The sequence below is a fragment of the Desulfuromonadaceae bacterium genome (assembly GCA_019429445.1).
In the GTDB taxonomy this organism is placed as follows: domain Bacteria; phylum Desulfobacterota; class Desulfuromonadia; order Desulfuromonadales; family JAHYIW01; genus JAHYIW01.
In genome coordinates this window covers 87,129-102,766 of sequence record JAHYIW010000011.1, presented here as the reverse complement: position 1 = coordinate 102,766, position 15,638 = coordinate 87,129, and the positions used below count along the sequence as shown (strand labels likewise).

The 15,638-nt window shown below is 55.9% G+C and carries 18 protein-coding genes; 15 read left to right on the top strand and 3 right to left on the bottom strand.

All coding sequences use genetic code 11. The annotated features are described in order from the left end of the window. The 9 genes from K0A93_06115 to K0A93_06075 all read left to right on the top strand — a co-directional run. Positions 1–901, top strand: a 901-nt coding sequence (locus K0A93_06115) for a transposase (GenBank protein ID MBW6511681.1), incomplete at its 5' end; no start/stop codon positions are given. Positions 902–1,535: 634 nt separating this feature from the next. Beyond that, positions 1,536–1,787: a type II toxin-antitoxin system Phd/YefM family antitoxin gene (locus K0A93_06110; protein MBW6511680.1), complete on the top strand. Its 252-nt coding sequence runs from the start codon at positions 1,536–1,538 to the stop codon at positions 1,785–1,787. Then, positions 1,777–2,073, top strand: coding sequence for a type II toxin-antitoxin system RelE/ParE family toxin (locus K0A93_06105; GenBank protein ID MBW6511679.1), 297 nt, complete (start codon positions 1,777–1,779; stop codon positions 2,071–2,073). The genes K0A93_06110 and K0A93_06105 overlap by 11 nt, the downstream gene beginning before the upstream one ends. Positions 2,074–2,420: 347 nt before the next feature. After that, positions 2,421–2,654 carry a hypothetical protein gene (locus K0A93_06100; GenBank protein ID MBW6511678.1) on the top strand — a complete coding sequence of 78 codons (234 nt, stop codon included), beginning with the start codon at positions 2,421–2,423 and terminating at the stop codon, positions 2,652–2,654. Between the two features lie 2 nt (positions 2,655–2,656). Beyond that, on the top strand, positions 2,657–3,049 hold the full coding sequence (locus K0A93_06095; GenBank protein MBW6511677.1) for a type II toxin-antitoxin system VapC family toxin: 393 nt from the start codon (positions 2,657–2,659) through the stop codon (positions 3,047–3,049). 210 nt (positions 3,050–3,259) lie between these two features. Next, positions 3,260–3,487 (top strand): antitoxin, encoded by a 228-nt coding sequence (locus K0A93_06090; GenBank protein ID MBW6511676.1) that lies wholly within the window; start codon positions 3,260–3,262, stop codon positions 3,485–3,487. Then, positions 3,484–3,894, top strand: coding sequence for a type II toxin-antitoxin system VapC family toxin (locus K0A93_06085; protein ID MBW6511675.1), 411 nt, complete (start codon positions 3,484–3,486; stop codon positions 3,892–3,894). The genes K0A93_06090 and K0A93_06085 overlap by 4 nt, the downstream gene beginning before the upstream one ends. Before the next feature lie 173 nt (positions 3,895–4,067). Beyond that, on the top strand, positions 4,068–4,565 hold the full coding sequence (locus K0A93_06080) for an NfeD family protein (protein ID MBW6511674.1): 498 nt from the start codon (positions 4,068–4,070) through the stop codon (positions 4,563–4,565). 4 nt (positions 4,566–4,569) lie between these two features. Continuing rightward, positions 4,570–5,433 carry an SPFH/Band 7/PHB domain protein gene (locus K0A93_06075; protein MBW6511673.1) on the top strand — a complete coding sequence of 288 codons (864 nt, stop codon included), beginning with the start codon at positions 4,570–4,572 and terminating at the stop codon, positions 5,431–5,433. Between the two features lie 40 nt (positions 5,434–5,473). Here the strand turns inward: K0A93_06075 and K0A93_06070 are convergent, their stop codons facing one another. The 3 genes from K0A93_06070 to K0A93_06060 all read right to left on the bottom strand — a co-directional run bounded on the left by K0A93_06070 (position 5,474) and on the right by K0A93_06060 (position 8,821). Next, positions 5,474–5,860, bottom strand: a complete 387-nt coding sequence (locus tag K0A93_06070) for a DUF302 domain-containing protein (GenBank protein MBW6511672.1) — start codon at positions 5,858–5,860, stop codon at positions 5,474–5,476. 235 nt (positions 5,861–6,095) lie between these two features. Beyond that, positions 6,096–8,243, bottom strand: a complete 2,148-nt coding sequence (locus K0A93_06065) for an LUD domain-containing protein (GenBank protein ID MBW6511671.1) — start codon at positions 8,241–8,243, stop codon at positions 6,096–6,098. 14 nt (positions 8,244–8,257) lie between these two features. Next, on the bottom strand, positions 8,258–8,821 hold the full coding sequence (locus K0A93_06060) for a lactate utilization protein (protein ID MBW6511670.1): 564 nt from the start codon (positions 8,819–8,821) through the stop codon (positions 8,258–8,260). Between the two features lie 377 nt (positions 8,822–9,198). On the opposite strand from K0A93_06060, the gene dctP reads away from it, so the two are divergent. From dctP to K0A93_06030, 6 genes are all read left to right on the top strand, one after another. Beyond that, positions 9,199–10,356 (top strand): TRAP transporter substrate-binding protein DctP, encoded by a 1,158-nt coding sequence (dctP, locus tag K0A93_06055; GenBank protein MBW6511669.1) that lies wholly within the window; start codon positions 9,199–9,201, stop codon positions 10,354–10,356. Positions 10,357–10,445: 89 nt separating this feature from the next. Beyond that, positions 10,446–10,943: a TRAP transporter small permease subunit gene (locus K0A93_06050; protein ID MBW6511668.1), complete on the top strand. Its 498-nt coding sequence runs from the start codon at positions 10,446–10,448 to the stop codon at positions 10,941–10,943. Positions 10,944–10,967: 24 nt separating this feature from the next. Further along, positions 10,968–12,308: a TRAP transporter large permease subunit gene (locus tag K0A93_06045; GenBank protein ID MBW6511667.1), complete on the top strand. Its 1,341-nt coding sequence runs from the start codon at positions 10,968–10,970 to the stop codon at positions 12,306–12,308. 15 nt (positions 12,309–12,323) lie between these two features. After that, a complete protein-coding gene (locus K0A93_06040; protein MBW6511666.1) occupies positions 12,324–12,833 on the top strand; it encodes a universal stress protein in 510 nt (169 codons plus the stop codon). Positions 12,834–12,866: 33 nt separating this feature from the next. Then, a complete protein-coding gene (locus K0A93_06035) occupies positions 12,867–14,279 on the top strand; it encodes an FAD-binding protein (protein ID MBW6511665.1) in 1,413 nt (470 codons plus the stop codon). Next, a complete protein-coding gene (locus K0A93_06030) occupies positions 14,269–15,570 on the top strand; it encodes a (Fe-S)-binding protein (GenBank protein MBW6511664.1) in 1,302 nt (433 codons plus the stop codon). The genes K0A93_06035 and K0A93_06030 overlap by 11 nt, the downstream gene beginning before the upstream one ends. Positions 15,571–15,638: the final 68 nt, after the last annotated feature.

Sequence of the window (15,638 nt, the reverse complement as noted above, 5' to 3'; positions counted from 1 at the left end):
TCGTCTTGATTTTCTGCAACGACTGGAAAAACTCATTCCAGAAGCTGGAATTGTTTGTTATGGCTGGGCCTTTCTTTCAAATCATGCCCACTTTCTCTTTAAAACCGGGCATCTTCCTCTATCGCAATTCATGCGCAGGTTATTAACTGGTTACGTCGTTAACTTTAATCGTCGCCACAAACGGCATGGTCAATTATTTCAAAATCGCTTCAAATCGATTGTCTGCCAAGAGGATGTTTATCTCAGGGAACTGATTCGCTATATTCACTTAAATCCGGTTCGGGCGGGATTGGTGAACGAGCTTGACGGGTTGGATAATTATCCTTATAGCGGTCACAAGGCGTTGATGGGTAAGGCTGAATGTCCATGGTTTTCGGTCGATGAGGTTTTAACGCTATTTGGTAAAACCACCGCGAGTAGCCGGGCAGCCTATCGAGATTTTGTTGCAGAGGGTCTTGAGCAAGGGCGCAAGGAAGAGCTGATCGGCGGTGGCCTGGTGAGAAGTGCAGGTGGTTGGGTAGAGGTGAAAAAGAGTCAAAATCATGGAATGAGTGATGAGCGAATATTGGGGGATAGTGCGTTTGTCAACGCGACCCTCTCGCAAGCCGAGGAATCTCTAAACCGGCACTATGAACTCAAAGCACACGGTTTTGATCTGCAATTTATCGCGACAAAAGCAGCAGAAATATTTCAGACAGAGAGCGATAAAATCTATTCTTCCGGCCGCCAGAGCCTCATCGTCAGCGCCAGAAGTCTTGTTTGTTTTTGGGCTGTCAGGGAACTGGGCTTATCCTTGTCGGAATTAGCTCGAACCTTTAACATGACTGTTCCCGGGATAGGCTATGCGGTCACCAGGGGAGAGAGAATTGCGAAAGAGAAGAGTTTAAGATTAGTTATTTAGTTATTTAGGAGCGTCCCCCCCTTAAGGAGCGTCCCCCCTTAATTGGAGCGTCCCCCCTTAATTTAGGAGCGTCCCCCCTTAAGTCCCGGATCCTCTCTCGGGATGTGTGGATGCGGGAAAAATGGGAGTCAGGTCGCAAAGTGATGACGCAACCGCACGCCGGGCAACGGTAACACTTCACCAGCAGGGCTTCGCCAAACCCGTCAAAGTAGCGCGCGGCGTAACCATGACCCCAGACCCGCCAGCTGCTGCAACGCGGGCAGCACTGCGGCCTTGGCCAAGGATAACTTCGACCCATTTCAAAAATTTGCTTGAGTTCAACAAGCACAGACCATATCATTGAACCTCCATGTAGGTGAGGGGGGGCACGTAAAAGGGCGGAGAGTTCGTCAAAACTCTCCGCCCGCTTTTTATCGACGGTGTCAAAAAAAGAGCCTGATGCGACAGGCTCATAGTCTCTGACAATCTTTACAAAATGGTCAACTCAAACTGAAAATATCTCGACTCTTCTGATCCGTTTTTTGTGGGAATCAACAACCGTTAGCCTGAACATCTTTCAAAGTTGACACCGCAACGATTAAGTGCTATTTTATGACCATTATATGGCACTTAATATAGCCCAGGGGTGAGCATCATGAAATCCGTTCTAGCAAACTGTTCTGCCAGCATCTCCGAATTAAAAAAGAATCCAAGCGCTCTTATTGATGAGTCGGAGGGAGAGCCAATAGCAATATTAAATCACAACCGACCCACGGCTTATCTTATCCCTGCCGCAACATATGAAGCGCTCATGGAGAGATTGGAAGACTATCAACTTGGTTTGCTTGTGAACGAGAGGCAGAATGAAAAAATAGAAGCCGTAGAAGTTGATATCGATGAGCTGTAAATACGGCCTGAAATTCCTTCCCACTGCATTAAAGGAGTGGAAAAAACTGGATCCATCGATCCAGAGCCAACTCAAGAAGAAGCTCAGAGAACGGTTACAGAATCCACATGTCCCAGCAAGTCGACTTCATGGTTTCGAGAATCATTACAAGATTAAGCTGCGTGCCAGCGGGTATCGCCTTGTTTACGAAATCATTGAAGATGAAATCGTTGTCCTGGTCGTTGCTGTTGGCAAAAGAGATAAGAATCTTGTTTACCGTAAGGTGTCCCAAAGGGAGAAAGGCTAACCAATAAGGATTGACACGACCTGCAAGGTCGTCTCAATCCATTGTTCATGAAGCCCGGCAATGGGCACCGATCTTTGAAATAAGGGGATTGGTTTCTTAGGGCGGGGTGGAATGTTGCTCTGAAAGGGGAGAGACGGAGGCTGGTTTGATGGTCTTTTTGATGATTTTTTAACAAAAAATTCAGAGCTAAACATCAGTGAGGGGAGCGAACTGAGCCCGGGCGATGCTGAATAAAGCAGTGGCGGGTTTCCCTTTTCCGCCAACGCCGTAAAGGAATCTTGACAGAAAACCCCATCTCAATTATAAATACAATTATAATTAAAGGCATGTTCCGGTGAGGTGAAATTATGGGTCAAGTTACGATCTATCTCGACAATGAGACTGAAAGCAAATTGAAAAAAGCGGCTAAATCCAGCCATTTATCCGTCAGCAAATGGATTGCCGGGGTTATCGAAGAAAAGGTGCAAACGGAATGGCCGCAAGATATCTTCACCTTGGCCGGGAGCTGGAAAAACGATTTTCCAACCATCGAAGAAATCAGAGCGGACCTTGGTCATGACTCCCCCAGGGAGGAACTTTAAAATTGTATCTCCTTGACACCAATACCCTGATTTATTTTTTCAAAGACATGGGCAATGTCGCGAGCACATTGTTATCCAAATCCCCCAAAGATATTGCCATCCCCGCCATCGCCCTTTACGAACTTGAAGTCGGCATCGCGAAATCAAGTAATCCCCAAACAAGGCAACAACAATTAGAAACCCTCATATCACGCATTGTAATTTTGCCTTTTGCCAAAAAAGAAGCCGAAGCGGCCGCAGCGATCAGGGCAAAACTGGAAAAATCAGGCACACCAATAGGCCCATACGATACTCTGATTGCGGGAATCACCTTGAGTTCAAATGCGACATTGGTGACCCATAACACCAAAGAATTCAGCAGAGTTGAAGGGATAAACATTGAAGACTGGTACTGAAAGGCCGGGCCTGGAAGCCACTTCTCAAGAAAACCAGCCATGAAGACAAAATTGGCGGCAAAATTAACCAGATTTTAACCGAACAGGCCGCTCAAGGCGGGTCGGAACCCCCTTATAAAAAATGTGCTGGTGGATCTGGGTTTTTACGCAGGGCTTGCCATTTCTCCAGAAAGTATATATTCTTGATATATGCTAAAAACGGAGGCGTCGATGAAAACTGCAAAATTATTTCAGAATGGCAAAAGTCAGGCCGTCAGGTTGCCCAAAGAGTTCCGTCTGGACGGCCAGGAGGTTTATATCAAACAGACCGGAAATGTGGTCCAGTTGATCCCGATGTCCGGGTCATGGGACACTCTTTTGGCGAGTCTGGATAAATTCTCGCCTGACTTTATGGCCGATCGTTTCCAACCCCAGCTGGAAAATCGGGAAGATTTCTGATGCTCCTGCTCGACACCAATAGCTGTATTTACATCATCAAGCGCAAGCCAGACGAGGTGTTGCGCCATTTTCAGCAATATCATCCAGGAGATATCGGAATTTCATCCATCACCCTGGCTGAGCTTCAATATGGGGTCGCAAAAAGTCAGGCTCCACAGCGCAATTCTGAAGCGCTATCTGAATTCCTGATTCCTATTGAAGTTCTGCCGTTCGGTGAAGCAGCGACGCAGTCCTACGGGATTATTCGGGCATCACTGGAGCAACAGGGGAAGATTATCGGGGCGATGGATTTGCTTATCGCCGCACATGCTCTCTCTCTGGGGGCTGTTTTGGTGACGAACAATGTGAAGGAATTTGCAAGAGTCCCGGGCCTCAAGATTGAGAACTGGGTCAACGCGAAGACTTGATCCGCGCAGGCAGCGCGGGAATGACAAGAACGATCCCGATCGCGATTTCGATTTGGGCAAGGAGCTCATCCCGCGTGAAATATTCACGTCGGATTCCCTGTCGATAGACAGTCTGGAAATTGAGAATCAAGCGGTTGACGGGTTCTCATACAGTGCAAAAAGGAGATACGAGAGTGGCGTTCCAACTTCTTTACTGGCATTGGCTGGTATTCGGAATGGTTTTGATTCTGGCCGAATTGTTTATTCCCTCATTTACTATTATCTGGTTCGGGCTTGGAGCCTTGCTGGTTGGCCTGTTTTCCTGGGTTGGATTCGATCCGGAGCTTAAATGGCAGTTGCTGTTGTGGGTTCTGTCCTCGGCGGGGTTCACTGCGGCCTGGTTCCGCTGGATCAGGCCGTTATCGAAGGATATGACCAAGGCCGGGACCGCTCGGGAAGCTTTTCTTGGTGAACGCTGTTTGTTGACCAGATCACCGCTTGCCTCGGGTGGTCGCGGGGAATGCCGCTTCAGCGTGCCGATCCTCGGGTCCGACACCTGGCCGTGTCTGGTCGAAGGCAGCGCCAAGGTCGGTGACACCATGGTTGTCAAAGAGGTTATCGGGAATGCCCTGCTGGTCGTCCCCGCCCAACTGCAAAACACTACGTCCAACACGGACAAACGAGAGGAGTAAGTTTATGGCAGGGTTGGTTCTGGTCGGCGTCTTTGGTCTGCTGGTGATATCCACTATTGCTCTGGGAGTACGGATCGTCCCCCAGGGCAGCAAGCATGTTGTGCAGCGGCTCGGCAAGTATCATGTTACCCTTGGGCCGGGCCTCAATATCGTCATCCCCTATATCGACACGGTGGCGCATAAAGTGTCAACCAAGGATCAGATCGTCGATACCGCCCGGCAGGAGGTCATCTCCGCTGATAATGCGGTCTTGCAGGTCAACGCCGTGGCTTTCATCAACGTTGTTAGTCCGGAAAAGGCGGTCTACGGCATCGAGGACTACCGCCTCGGTATCCAGAATCTGGTGCAAACCACCCTGCGCTCAATCATCGGTGAGATGAAGCTGGATGATGCGCTCTCCTCGCGTGACCAGATTAAAGCCAAGCTCAAGGCCGGTATCAGCGATGATCTTTCCGACTGGGGGATCACGCTGCGGGGCGTGGAGATCCAGGACATTAACCCGTCGCCGACAATGCAAACCGCGATGGAAGAACAAGCGGCCGCCGAACGTCAACGCCGGGCAACCGTCACCCGGGCCGAAGGGGAACGGGATGCGGTGATGCTTGAGGCCGATGGACGTCTGGCGGCAGCGGCGCGCGACGCCAAAGCCAAGGAGATCCAGGCCACGGCTTCGAAAAACGCCATCCACGCTGTTCTTGGTGCCGCCGGTGCCGACAAAGCCGACCTGGTTATCGGCTACCTGCTGGGGGAGACCTACATTAAGGCTATACAGCAACAGGCCTCAAGCCCGAACGCCAAAACCATCTTGCTCCCGGCCGATTTGCAAGGGGCCATCCGCGGTATGCTTGGCGGGCAGGCCAAGTCGTAACACGATGGTCAGATGCGGCTAATTTATGGATTGGAGAGGGTCACAGTTGCTCGATGACCCTTTTCAGCTTCAGCTGAATTTCCCTGGCGACGGATTGCAGCGCGGGGTTCTGGATCGCCTGCATCGACGCCAGCGGATCGACCGCCGCAACATCAATGTTGCCGTTTTCCAGTTGCTGCACGATGACATTGCACGGCAACATCGTACCGATGCGCGGTTCCGCCTGCAACGCCTGGTAGGCGAAGGGGGGATTGCAGGCACCGAGGATGGTGTAGGGGCGAAAGTCGGCATTCAACTTCTTTTTCAGCGTCGCCTTGACGTCGATCTCCGTCAGAATTCCGAACCCCTCTTTTTTCAGTTCCGCCGTGACCTGCGTAATCGCGTCCGCAAAGTCTGCATCGATCTCTTTGTTGAAATAATAGGACATCGTTAACCTCCACTGGTGGTGTTAAATCATCAGCCCTTACCTCAACAAGTCTAACCCAACCTGAAACAAAAGCCAGCGCAGTCACAGCGGGGACGACCCGTTTGGTCTTTTTGAAAAGGATGAAGGGCCGAGGGGCCAGCAGAATCAACGTCAAGTGAAAATCAGCAAAAAAAATGCCCCGGCCGTTTACGGCAGCCGGGGCGAGGAGAGAGGGAGGTAACGCCTCGGAACCCGGTTAATCGAGCATTTCGGCGAGGAGTTCGATGGTGTGGGCGGCGCGGACCGGCACGCCCTGTTTTTCAAGGCCGCCGCGAATCTGCATCAGGCAGCCGGGGCAGTCCATGGCGACGCACGGGGCGCCGCTGGCCTTGATGTCGTCAACCTTGTCGCCGAGAATCCGTTTGGCGATATTGGGATGACTGGTGAACGAGTAGGAGCCACCGAAGCCGCAGCAGCGGTCGGCATGGGCCATTTCGTTGACTTCGCGACCACTGGCCGCGAGGAGCGCCCGGGGTTCGCGCCAGACTCCGGCACCGCGTTTGAGGTGGCAGGAGTCGTGATAGGTTACGCCGGTCGGGTCGGCCAGCCCTTTCAGGCGGTTGACGCCGTCAAGTTTTTCGACGATGAAACGGGAGACGTCGAGGGTTTTCTCCGCCAGCCGGGCCGCCTTGTCCCGCCAGGCCGGATCGTCACCGAGCAATTCACCAAAATCACGTTGCAGCGACATGGTGCAGGTCGGGCAGGTGGTGACGACATAGTCGGGATTCCCCGCCAGCAGCGCGGTAATGTTCTGTTTGGCCAGTTCGGTGGCGGTCTCACGATCGCCGGAATAGAGCGCCGGAATACCGCAACAGTTCTGGTCGAGGGGGTAGTCGACGGTGACGTCGAGGCGATTCAGCACCGTGACCAGATTTTCACCGAGTTCCGGGTAGACGAAATCGTTGAGACAGCCGCCGAAGAAGGCGACGCGGTAGCGCGGCTGTTGCACCGGTTGCGGCAGCTTGCTCCAGAGGTCGCGCAACGGCTGGTCGGCCACTGCCGGCAGGGTGCGCCATTCGGTCAATGAAGAGAAGAACAACGGCAGGTGGCGGATGGTCCGCTCGCCGCGGGTCAGCGGTTTCTGCAGCAGGCTGGCGGTGCGCAGCAGCGAGTGGAACAGTTTGCGGTTGCGCAGCACGTTTTTGAAGACCAGCGATTTGCCGGTGCCGATCCCCTCGTAATCACCCATTTCTTCGCGCAGGTGAAGGATGATGCTCTCCAGATCGATCTTGCCGGGGCAGACTTCGACGCAGGCGCGGCAGCCGATACAGGCGCGCACCAGTTCGGCGGCCTGGTCGAGGCCGTCGAAGAAGGCGGTGAGGATGATGCCGATGGCGCCGATGTAGATATGCCCGAAGACATGACCGCCGACCGTCTGATAGACCGGGCAGACGTTGGCGCAGGCACCGCAGCGGATGCAGCGCAGGGCGTCACGACACGATGGGGACCCCGCCAGTTGTGAACGGCCATTGTCGAGCAGGACGATATGCAGTTCTTTCTCCGTATCGTCGCACGGCACGGCGCCGCGAATCCAGCTGACATAAGAGGTGATTGCCTGGCCGGTGGCGTTCTTCGGCAACACCCGGACAATATCGACAGCATCGGCCAGCGTCGGGACGATTTTGTCGATCCCGACCAGCGCCACATGGATTTTCGGCAGGGTGGTCGTCAGCCGCGCATTCCCTTCATTGGTCACCAGCACCAGACCGCCGGTTTCGGCGATGGCGATATTCGCCCCGGAAATCCCCATGTCGGCGGCGAGATAGCCCTGGCGCAACTGCTCACGCGCAACCTTGACCAGATGTTCAATATCGGGCGGTTCTGCACGGCCAGTTTCCTTGCTGAACAGTTCGGCAACCTCTTCCTTGAACATGTGGATTGCCGGCATCACCATGTGGCTGGGGCGCTGCCCCGCCAGCTGAATGATCCATTCCCCCAGATCGGTTTCCAGCGCGTGGACGCCGTTCTTCTCCAGCGCCTTGTTGAGGTGTGTTTCCTCGCTCGCCATACTCTTGCTTTTGACCACCCGTTTCGCGTTGCGCCGCTGGGCCAGTCGCACGATATAGTCGTTGGCCGCCGCCGCATCGCTTGCCAGATAGACGGTGGCGCCGGCGGCTGCGGCGTTGCGGATGAACTCGTCGAGGTAGCGTTGATGGTTGTCACGTACCTCATCCTTGATGCGGGCAATGCCGCCGCGCAGTGCCTCGAAATCGTAGGCGGCAAAGGCGTTGGCGCGCGAGACGGCATAGGCGTCGCCGAATTTGTGCAGGGCATCCTGCAACTGCGGTGAGGCCAGCGCCCGGTCGACGCGATCTTTATAGTGACGGCTGCGTGCTTTATTCATGGTCGTTTCACCCCTTATGCTTCCAGCGGATCGTCCGCGAGGTTCTCGATCAACAGGATGTGGAGTTCACGGGGGCCGTGAACGCCGATGGTCAGGACGCGCTCGATGTCCGCCGTGCGGCTCGGCCCGGTGATCCACGCCAGATAGTTGCGCGGCTGGTGCTGATGGAAACGCTGCATCAAAGCAACGGCAGCACGGTCGTCGGCAACTATGTTGCGCGGATCGAGCAGCGCGAAATGCTTCTCCGGCAGGGTGGAGGCGAGGCGCAGCGTCTCGGTGGTGCTGTCGATCACCAGCGTGCCGGTGTCGGCGATGGCGAAGTTGACCCCGGTGACGCCACTGGCGGCGACCGCCGCTGTTTCTCGCGAGATGGCGGTGACAACGGTCGCGCCCTGGGCCGTCAGCTCGTTGGCCAGTTGCAGTCGGCTGCTGCTGACGCAGGGGGGTAGCAGGATATCACCGTTGCTGTGGCGGTGGATGTAGGCGGCAATGTCGGCCGGAGTGCTCAGCGCCACGGTGGTTGCGCCAGCGACTGTTGCTGCGGCCCGGAAGTTCTCAAGCGTTCCTTGTGTAGCCATTATATCTCTCCGTAGCTCTCCGTAGTGGTCTTACCAATTGTAAACAATCCTAGATGATGTCACCTTTCCTGTCAATAATAAAAATTTAAAGAGCGCGATGATATAAACCATTTTGTTTCCTAAATAGCTGATTAAAATAATTAATTTTCAATTTATATGATGGATTGAGACTTTCTGTAAATCAAAACAAACGATATTTTATTTTTTTCTTGACATTGTCTGAGGAGTTTAAATAAACTTAAATAAAATTGGTAAGACCATAACAATGGAATGTCCAATTAGACGAAAATAGGTAAGACGATTTAAATGGTATGCACGGCTATCGGTGGTCGGCATATTTCCTTGGGGCACTTAAGACCACACAAAAGGAGCAGAAAATGAAAAAATTCAGGTTGTTGTTCAGTTTACTGGTGATTGCAGCGCTGCTTGCGACACCGCAGGCATTTGCCGCCAAGCGCGAGAAATTCGGCGTCGACAAGCGTCACGAGGAGGTCAAGAAGGAGCTACGCACCATCAAGACCTCAGACCAGAAATTCAAGTGGAAGATGGTCATGCCCTGGAGCAAGGGCCTGCTCTTCTACGACGTCGCGCAGCACTTTGCCGACACCGTCAAACTCGCCTCGGGCGGTCGGCTCGACATCAAGGTCTTCTCCGCTGGAGAACTGGTGGGGGCGATGGAAACGTTCGATGCGGTCAGCAAGGGTTCGGCCGAGGTCGGCCACGACTGGCCGGGTTACTGGAAAGGGAAGAACGAGAACTTCGTCTCCTTTGCCGACGTCCCTTTCGGGCTCGACCCCGAGGGGTATAACATCTGGCTCTACGAGCGCGGCGGGCTGGAGCAGATGCAGGAACTTTACGGGCGCTACAACCTCGTCGTCTTCCCCGCTGGCCAGACCGGGCAGGACATGGGGATGATGTCCAACAAGAAAGCGACCAAGATGGCCGACTTCAAAGGCATGCGCGTGCGCACTGTCGGCTGGTACATGGATATCCTCAACAAGCTGGGCGCCAGCGTCTCGCCGCTGCCGGGCGGCGAGGTCTACCTCGCTCTGGAGCGCGGCGTGATCGATGCGGCCGAGTTCAGCTCGCCAGCCATGAACCTGCCGATGGGCTTCGACGATATTACCAAATACGTCATCGAACCGGGCGTGCACCAGAACGCCTCCCAGTGTTCCGTCTTCTTCAACAAGGACGCCTGGGACAAGCTGCCCGACGACCTCAAGTGGATCGTCAAGACCGCCGCCAAGGAGACCCAGCTCTGGAGCGCGGCCTGGATGGAAAACCTGAACACCCAGGCGATCAAGGAATTCAAGAAGAAAGTCGAATTCGTGACCATGGACGACGAAACCCTCAACACCTTCGCCAAGACCACCCGCGAGTATATCGAGGGGCTCAAGGCCAAGTATCCCGACGTGAAGAAGACCCTCGATTCCCAGGAGCAGTTCCGCGAGGACTACGCCCCGTGGCGTGAAATCAAGAGCCGCGTGGCCCCCTGGCCGAGCGCTGACTACATCAAGGGCAAGCATCTTCAGTAACAACCGGCAGGTTACCGGTCGGGAGCCATGGCTCCCGACCGGTCTTTACGGATGCCGACAACGGCATCTTTACCAAGAGAGGTTCACAGATGTTCTTGATTGAGAAGAGCATTAACGGGATCAACGAAAAGATCGGCTACTTGACCTCTTTTCTGATCCTTCCCCTGGTGCTGGTGGTCGCATATGAGGTGGTGATGCGCTACCTGTTCAACGCGCCGACGATCTGGGTGTTTGAAGCGACCACCCTGATTTACGGCATCCACTTTATGCTCGGCCTCGCCTATACCTACAAGCACGACGGCCATGTCGCCATCGACGTCTTTGAAGCGCGGTTGCCAGAGCGGCCGCGAACCATGCTGCGCCTGCTGACGACCCTGGTTCTTTTCCTCCCCACGGTCGGCATGCTGTCGGTCTGGTCGGGGATTTACGCCGCCGATTCGTGGCGTAACTGGGAGCACGCTTCGACGTCCTGGGCTCCGCCGCTCTACCCGTTCAAGACCCTGATGGCGATCGGTTTTATTCTGCTGCTGTTGCAGGGTGTTGCCAAGGGGTTACACGATTTTCGCTCCCTTACCGGTAAAGCTTGATACGTCAGCTGGAGATAGATTCTTATGAGTCCAGAATTCCTCGCAATTTCGATGTTTGTGTTCCTGATGGCCTCCATTGCCCTCGGGCATCCCCTGGCCATCACCCTGGCTGGCGTCGCCACCATCTTCGGTCTGATCGACAACGGTGGTAATGTCCCGGCGCTGCTCGATCTCTTTGTCAATAATTCCTGGGGGCTGTTTCAGAACTACACGCTGGTCGCTGTGCCGCTGTTTATTTTTATGGCGCAGGTGCTCGATCGCTCCAAGGTTTCGGAGGCGCTCTTCGATGCCCTCTATATCGTGCTCGGCGGTTTGCGCGGCGGGCTGGGGATGGCAGTGATCGTGGTGTCGACGGTTTTCGCCGCGACCACCGGCATCGTCGGCGCCTCGGTGGTGGCGATGGGCCTGATGGCTGGCCCGGCGTTGCTACGGCGTGGTTACGACAAGAGCCTGTCGGCCGGGATCATCTGCTCCTCGGGGACGCTGGGGATTCTGATTCCGCCCTCGATCATGCTGGTCGTCTACGGCGGCCTGACCGGGATGAAGGAGACCAGCGTCGGCAACCTCTTTGCCGGGGCGATTTTACCTGGCCTGCTGCTGTCGGGAATGTACCTGATTTATGTCGCAGTGCGCTGTTTCATCAACCCCACCCTGGGGCCGCCGATTCCGATGGAAGAGCGCACCTACAGCACCCGCCAAAAGGTTCGCATGACGCTGACCAGCTTCGTCCCGCCGTTCGGTCTGATCCTGACCGTCATGGGCACGATCCTCGCCGGAGTCGCCACACCGACGGAGGCCGCCTCGCTTGGTTGTGTCGGTGCCGTGGTGCTGGCGATTGTCGGGCGCAAGTACAACCGCGAGGTGATCGTCCAGGCATCGACCGCGACCCTCCGCACCACCGCGATGATCATGCTGCTCTTTATCGGTGGCAAGCTCTTTTCGGTGGTCTTCCTCAGCATGGGCGGCGGTGATGCCGTGGCCGATCTGCTGCTGGGGATGGATGTCAGCCCCTACGTGGTGCTGGCGATCATGATGGCGGTGGTTTTCGTGATGGGGATGTTTATCGACTGGGCGGCGATCCTGCTGGTGGTGGTGCCGATCTTTACCCCGATCGCCATGGACCTCGATTTCAATCCGCTGTGGTTCGCGATGCTCATCTGCGTCAACTTGCAGACGTCATTTCTGACCCCGCCGTTCGGCTACTCGCTCTTCTACTTCAAGGGCGTGGCGCCCCCGGAATACACCATGGGGCATGTCTACAAGGGGATTCTGCCGTTTGTCGCCATCCAGATCGTTGGCCTGGCGACCATGATATATTTCCCCGAGATTATCACCTGGCTGCCGACGGTCTTCTTCGGCGGCTAACTAGGAGAATGAGAGATGCTACCGAAAATTATAAATATTCTGTACGCTACCGACCTCGGTCCGGGGGCTTCGCAGGTCTTCCGCTATGCGCTCAGTCTGGCGCAGCAGCACGACGCCCGCATCGTGATTGTCAATGCCGCAGAACCGCTGTCGACTTTTGGCCAAAGTCTCGTTGAGCTGCATATTTCACCCGCCGCCAGTGAGCAATTGCATTGTGATGCGCGGGAGCAGGTCAAGGCCACCATCGTTCAACGCCTGCACGATTTCTGTGCCGCAGAGTTGTCCCGGGCGGCTGAAGGTGAAGCGCGGGTAGCGGATATTCGGGTTCTTGATGGACAGGCCTGTGACGTTATTCTTGCCCAGGCGCGGGCGATCGATGCCGATCTGATCGTCCTCGGCAGTCACCGTCATTCGATTCTCGGTGAGTCCCTGCTCGGCACCACCACCCAGAAAGTGCTGCATCGTTCCGAGTGGCCAGTGCTGGTCGTACGGATTTTGGCAGATGCAGAAAAAGCTGGTGACTGAGCGCGTCGTCAAAGCAGTTAATGTGAGGTGTGCATGATTTCTCCCCCCGTGGTTTCCCGTTTGCAGCAGATTGTCGGAAAGGACAATATGCTCTATGAACGCGAGGATTTGCTGGTCCTTGGCTATGATTCAACCCCCGGCATCCACCTTCCACCTGATGTTGTCGTCTATCCGACGACGACCGAAGCGGTGGTGGCTTTATTACAGGTAGCCCGCGAAAACGGTCTGCCGGTCACGCCGCGTGGTTCCGGGACCGGCCTCTCCGGCGGCAGTGTCGCCGCGCGTGGCGGGATGGTGATGTGTCTGAACCGGATGAAACGGATTCTGGAAATTGACGAAGAAAATCTGACCGCAACCGTTGAACCGGGTGTCGTGACCCTCGATCTATTCAACGCAGCGGACGAGAAAGGGCTGTTCTATCCCCCCGACCCTGGTTCACAGAAGATTTCGACCCTGGGCGGCAACGTCATGGAAGATGCCGGCGGGTTGCGCGGGCTGAAATATGGTGTTACCCGTGATTATGTCATGGCGCTGCAATGCGTCCTGTCCGACGGCGATCTGCTGCGAACCGGCGGCAAGAATGTCAAGGATGTCGCCGGTTATGCTTTCAAGGATCTGCTGGTCGGCTCGGAAGGAACGCTCGGTATTATTACCGAGATTACGGTCAAACTGATTCCACCGCCGCAGGCGAAACGGACCTTTCTCGCCTATTTCAACGACATGCGTAGCGCCGGTGCAGCAGTCTCGCGGATCATTGCCGCCAAGATCATTCCTGCGACGATGGAAATCATGGATCGTGCCACGATCAACTGCGTCGAGGATTACGTAAAAATCGGTTTGCCGCGGCAGATGGCGGGGCTGCTGCTGATTGAAGTTGACGGCCACCCGGCGATGGTCGCGGAGGACGCCGAGAGCGTGCGGCGAATTCTGGAAGCGGTCAAGGCAGCGGAAATTCATGTCGCCAGGGATGCCGACGAAGCGGCGAGCCTGGCAGCGGCGCGGCGCACAGCGTTGTCGGCGCTGGCGCGGGTGTCGCCGACTACGTTGCTCGAAGATGCGACAGTACCGCGTTCGCGACTGGCGGAAACCTTCGGCGAGATCGAACGGCTGACCGAAAAATATCGGCTGACCGTCGGCACTTTTGGTCATGCCGGAGATGGCAATCTTCACCCGACGGTGTTGTGCGACGAGCGCGATGCGGACGAAATGAGTCGGGCTCACGCCTTTTATGACGAACTTTACGCGCAGGTGCTGGCCTGGGGCGGAACTGTATCTGGCGAACATGGCATTGGCATGGCGAAGAAGGGCTACCTTGCGCGCCAGATCGGCGCGGGGGGCGTGGCGGTGATGCAGCGGATCAAAAACGCCTTCGATCCGGCGGGACGCCTGAATCCCGGAAAAATATTTGCCGACGCGACGGAACAGGACGACAGCCATGAAGAGTGATGCGCGAATCGGCAATTTCACGCCGCGGGATGCGCCCCATTATGATGATGCCCTGCAGTGCATGCGCTGCGGTTTTTGTCTGCCGACCTGTCCGACCTTTGCCCTGACCGGGCGGGAACGCTCCAGCCCGCGCGGGCGGGTGGCGCTGGCGCGGGCAGTGGCCGAAGAACAGCTCGAATTTACCGCGGCGGTGCGTGACGAGGCGTTCTTCTGTCTCGACTGCCGCGCCTGCACCACGGCCTGTCCCTCGGGGGTGCGTGCCGGAGAGATCATGGAGATCTGTCGCAGTCAGGCGCAGTCTTTCCATCCGCTTGGTCATCCGGGGAAAACGTTTCGCGAATTCGTGCTGCAAAAGATGCTGCCGTCCCCCGATTTGCTCGAAACCTCAATGCTCCCGGCCCGCCTTTACCAGCGCCTCGGCATCCAGTGGCTGGTGCGCCGGAGCAAGGTGTTGAAGCTCGGTGCCGACTGGATTGACAAGGCCGCAGGGATGCTGCCGGAGCTGGCGCCGCCGTTGCGGAAACAGCTGCCGACGATCATTCCGGCGCGCGGGCAGCAGCGTGGCCGGGTCGGCTTTTTCCTCGGCTGCGTGATGACGCTGATGTATCCCCACGTGTCGCGCCAGACGGTGCGGGTGCTCAGTCACCAGGGGTTCGATGTCATTACCCCGCGCGAGATCAAGTGCTGCGGCGCGCCGCACCTCAGTGAAGGGGACCGCGAAACCGCCCGGCAACTGGCGTTGAAGAATCTGGAGCTGCTGATGGCCGCCGATGTCGAGGCGATTGTCACCGACTGTGCCGGATGTGGCTCTGCGCTTAAGGAATATGAAGAGCTGCTTGAGGGACTGGTGCCGACCGAGACTCTGGCAGCGTTCCGCAGTAAGGTGCGCGACGTAGCGGAATTTCTGGCCGAAGTCGGTCTGCGCACTGAGAACCTCATCCCGGTCAACACCTCTGTGACCTACCACGAACCGTGTCACCTCTGTCATGCTCAAGGGGTTTCCCGCCAACCGCGGATCTTGCTCAGCCAGATTCCCGGCGTCGAACTGCGTGAAATGAACGAGTCAAGCTGGTGCTGCGGCAGTGCCGCCACCTGGGGGCTGAAATTTTCCAAAGCGAGTCAGCAGGTTCTGGATCGGAAACTCGGTAACGTCGCAGCAACCGGGGCGGAACTGCTGGTGACGGCCAATCCCGGCTGCCAACTGCAACTGGCCTGGGGGGTACGTGAGGCCGGGTTGCCGCAGCAGGTGGTGCATCTGATGGAGCTGTTGGGGCAAGCGACGCCGCAATAATTATTTTCTTTACGAGTCCTTTACAAGGTTGGAGCTCGTGGTAATCTTTACATAACTCCAACACGGAA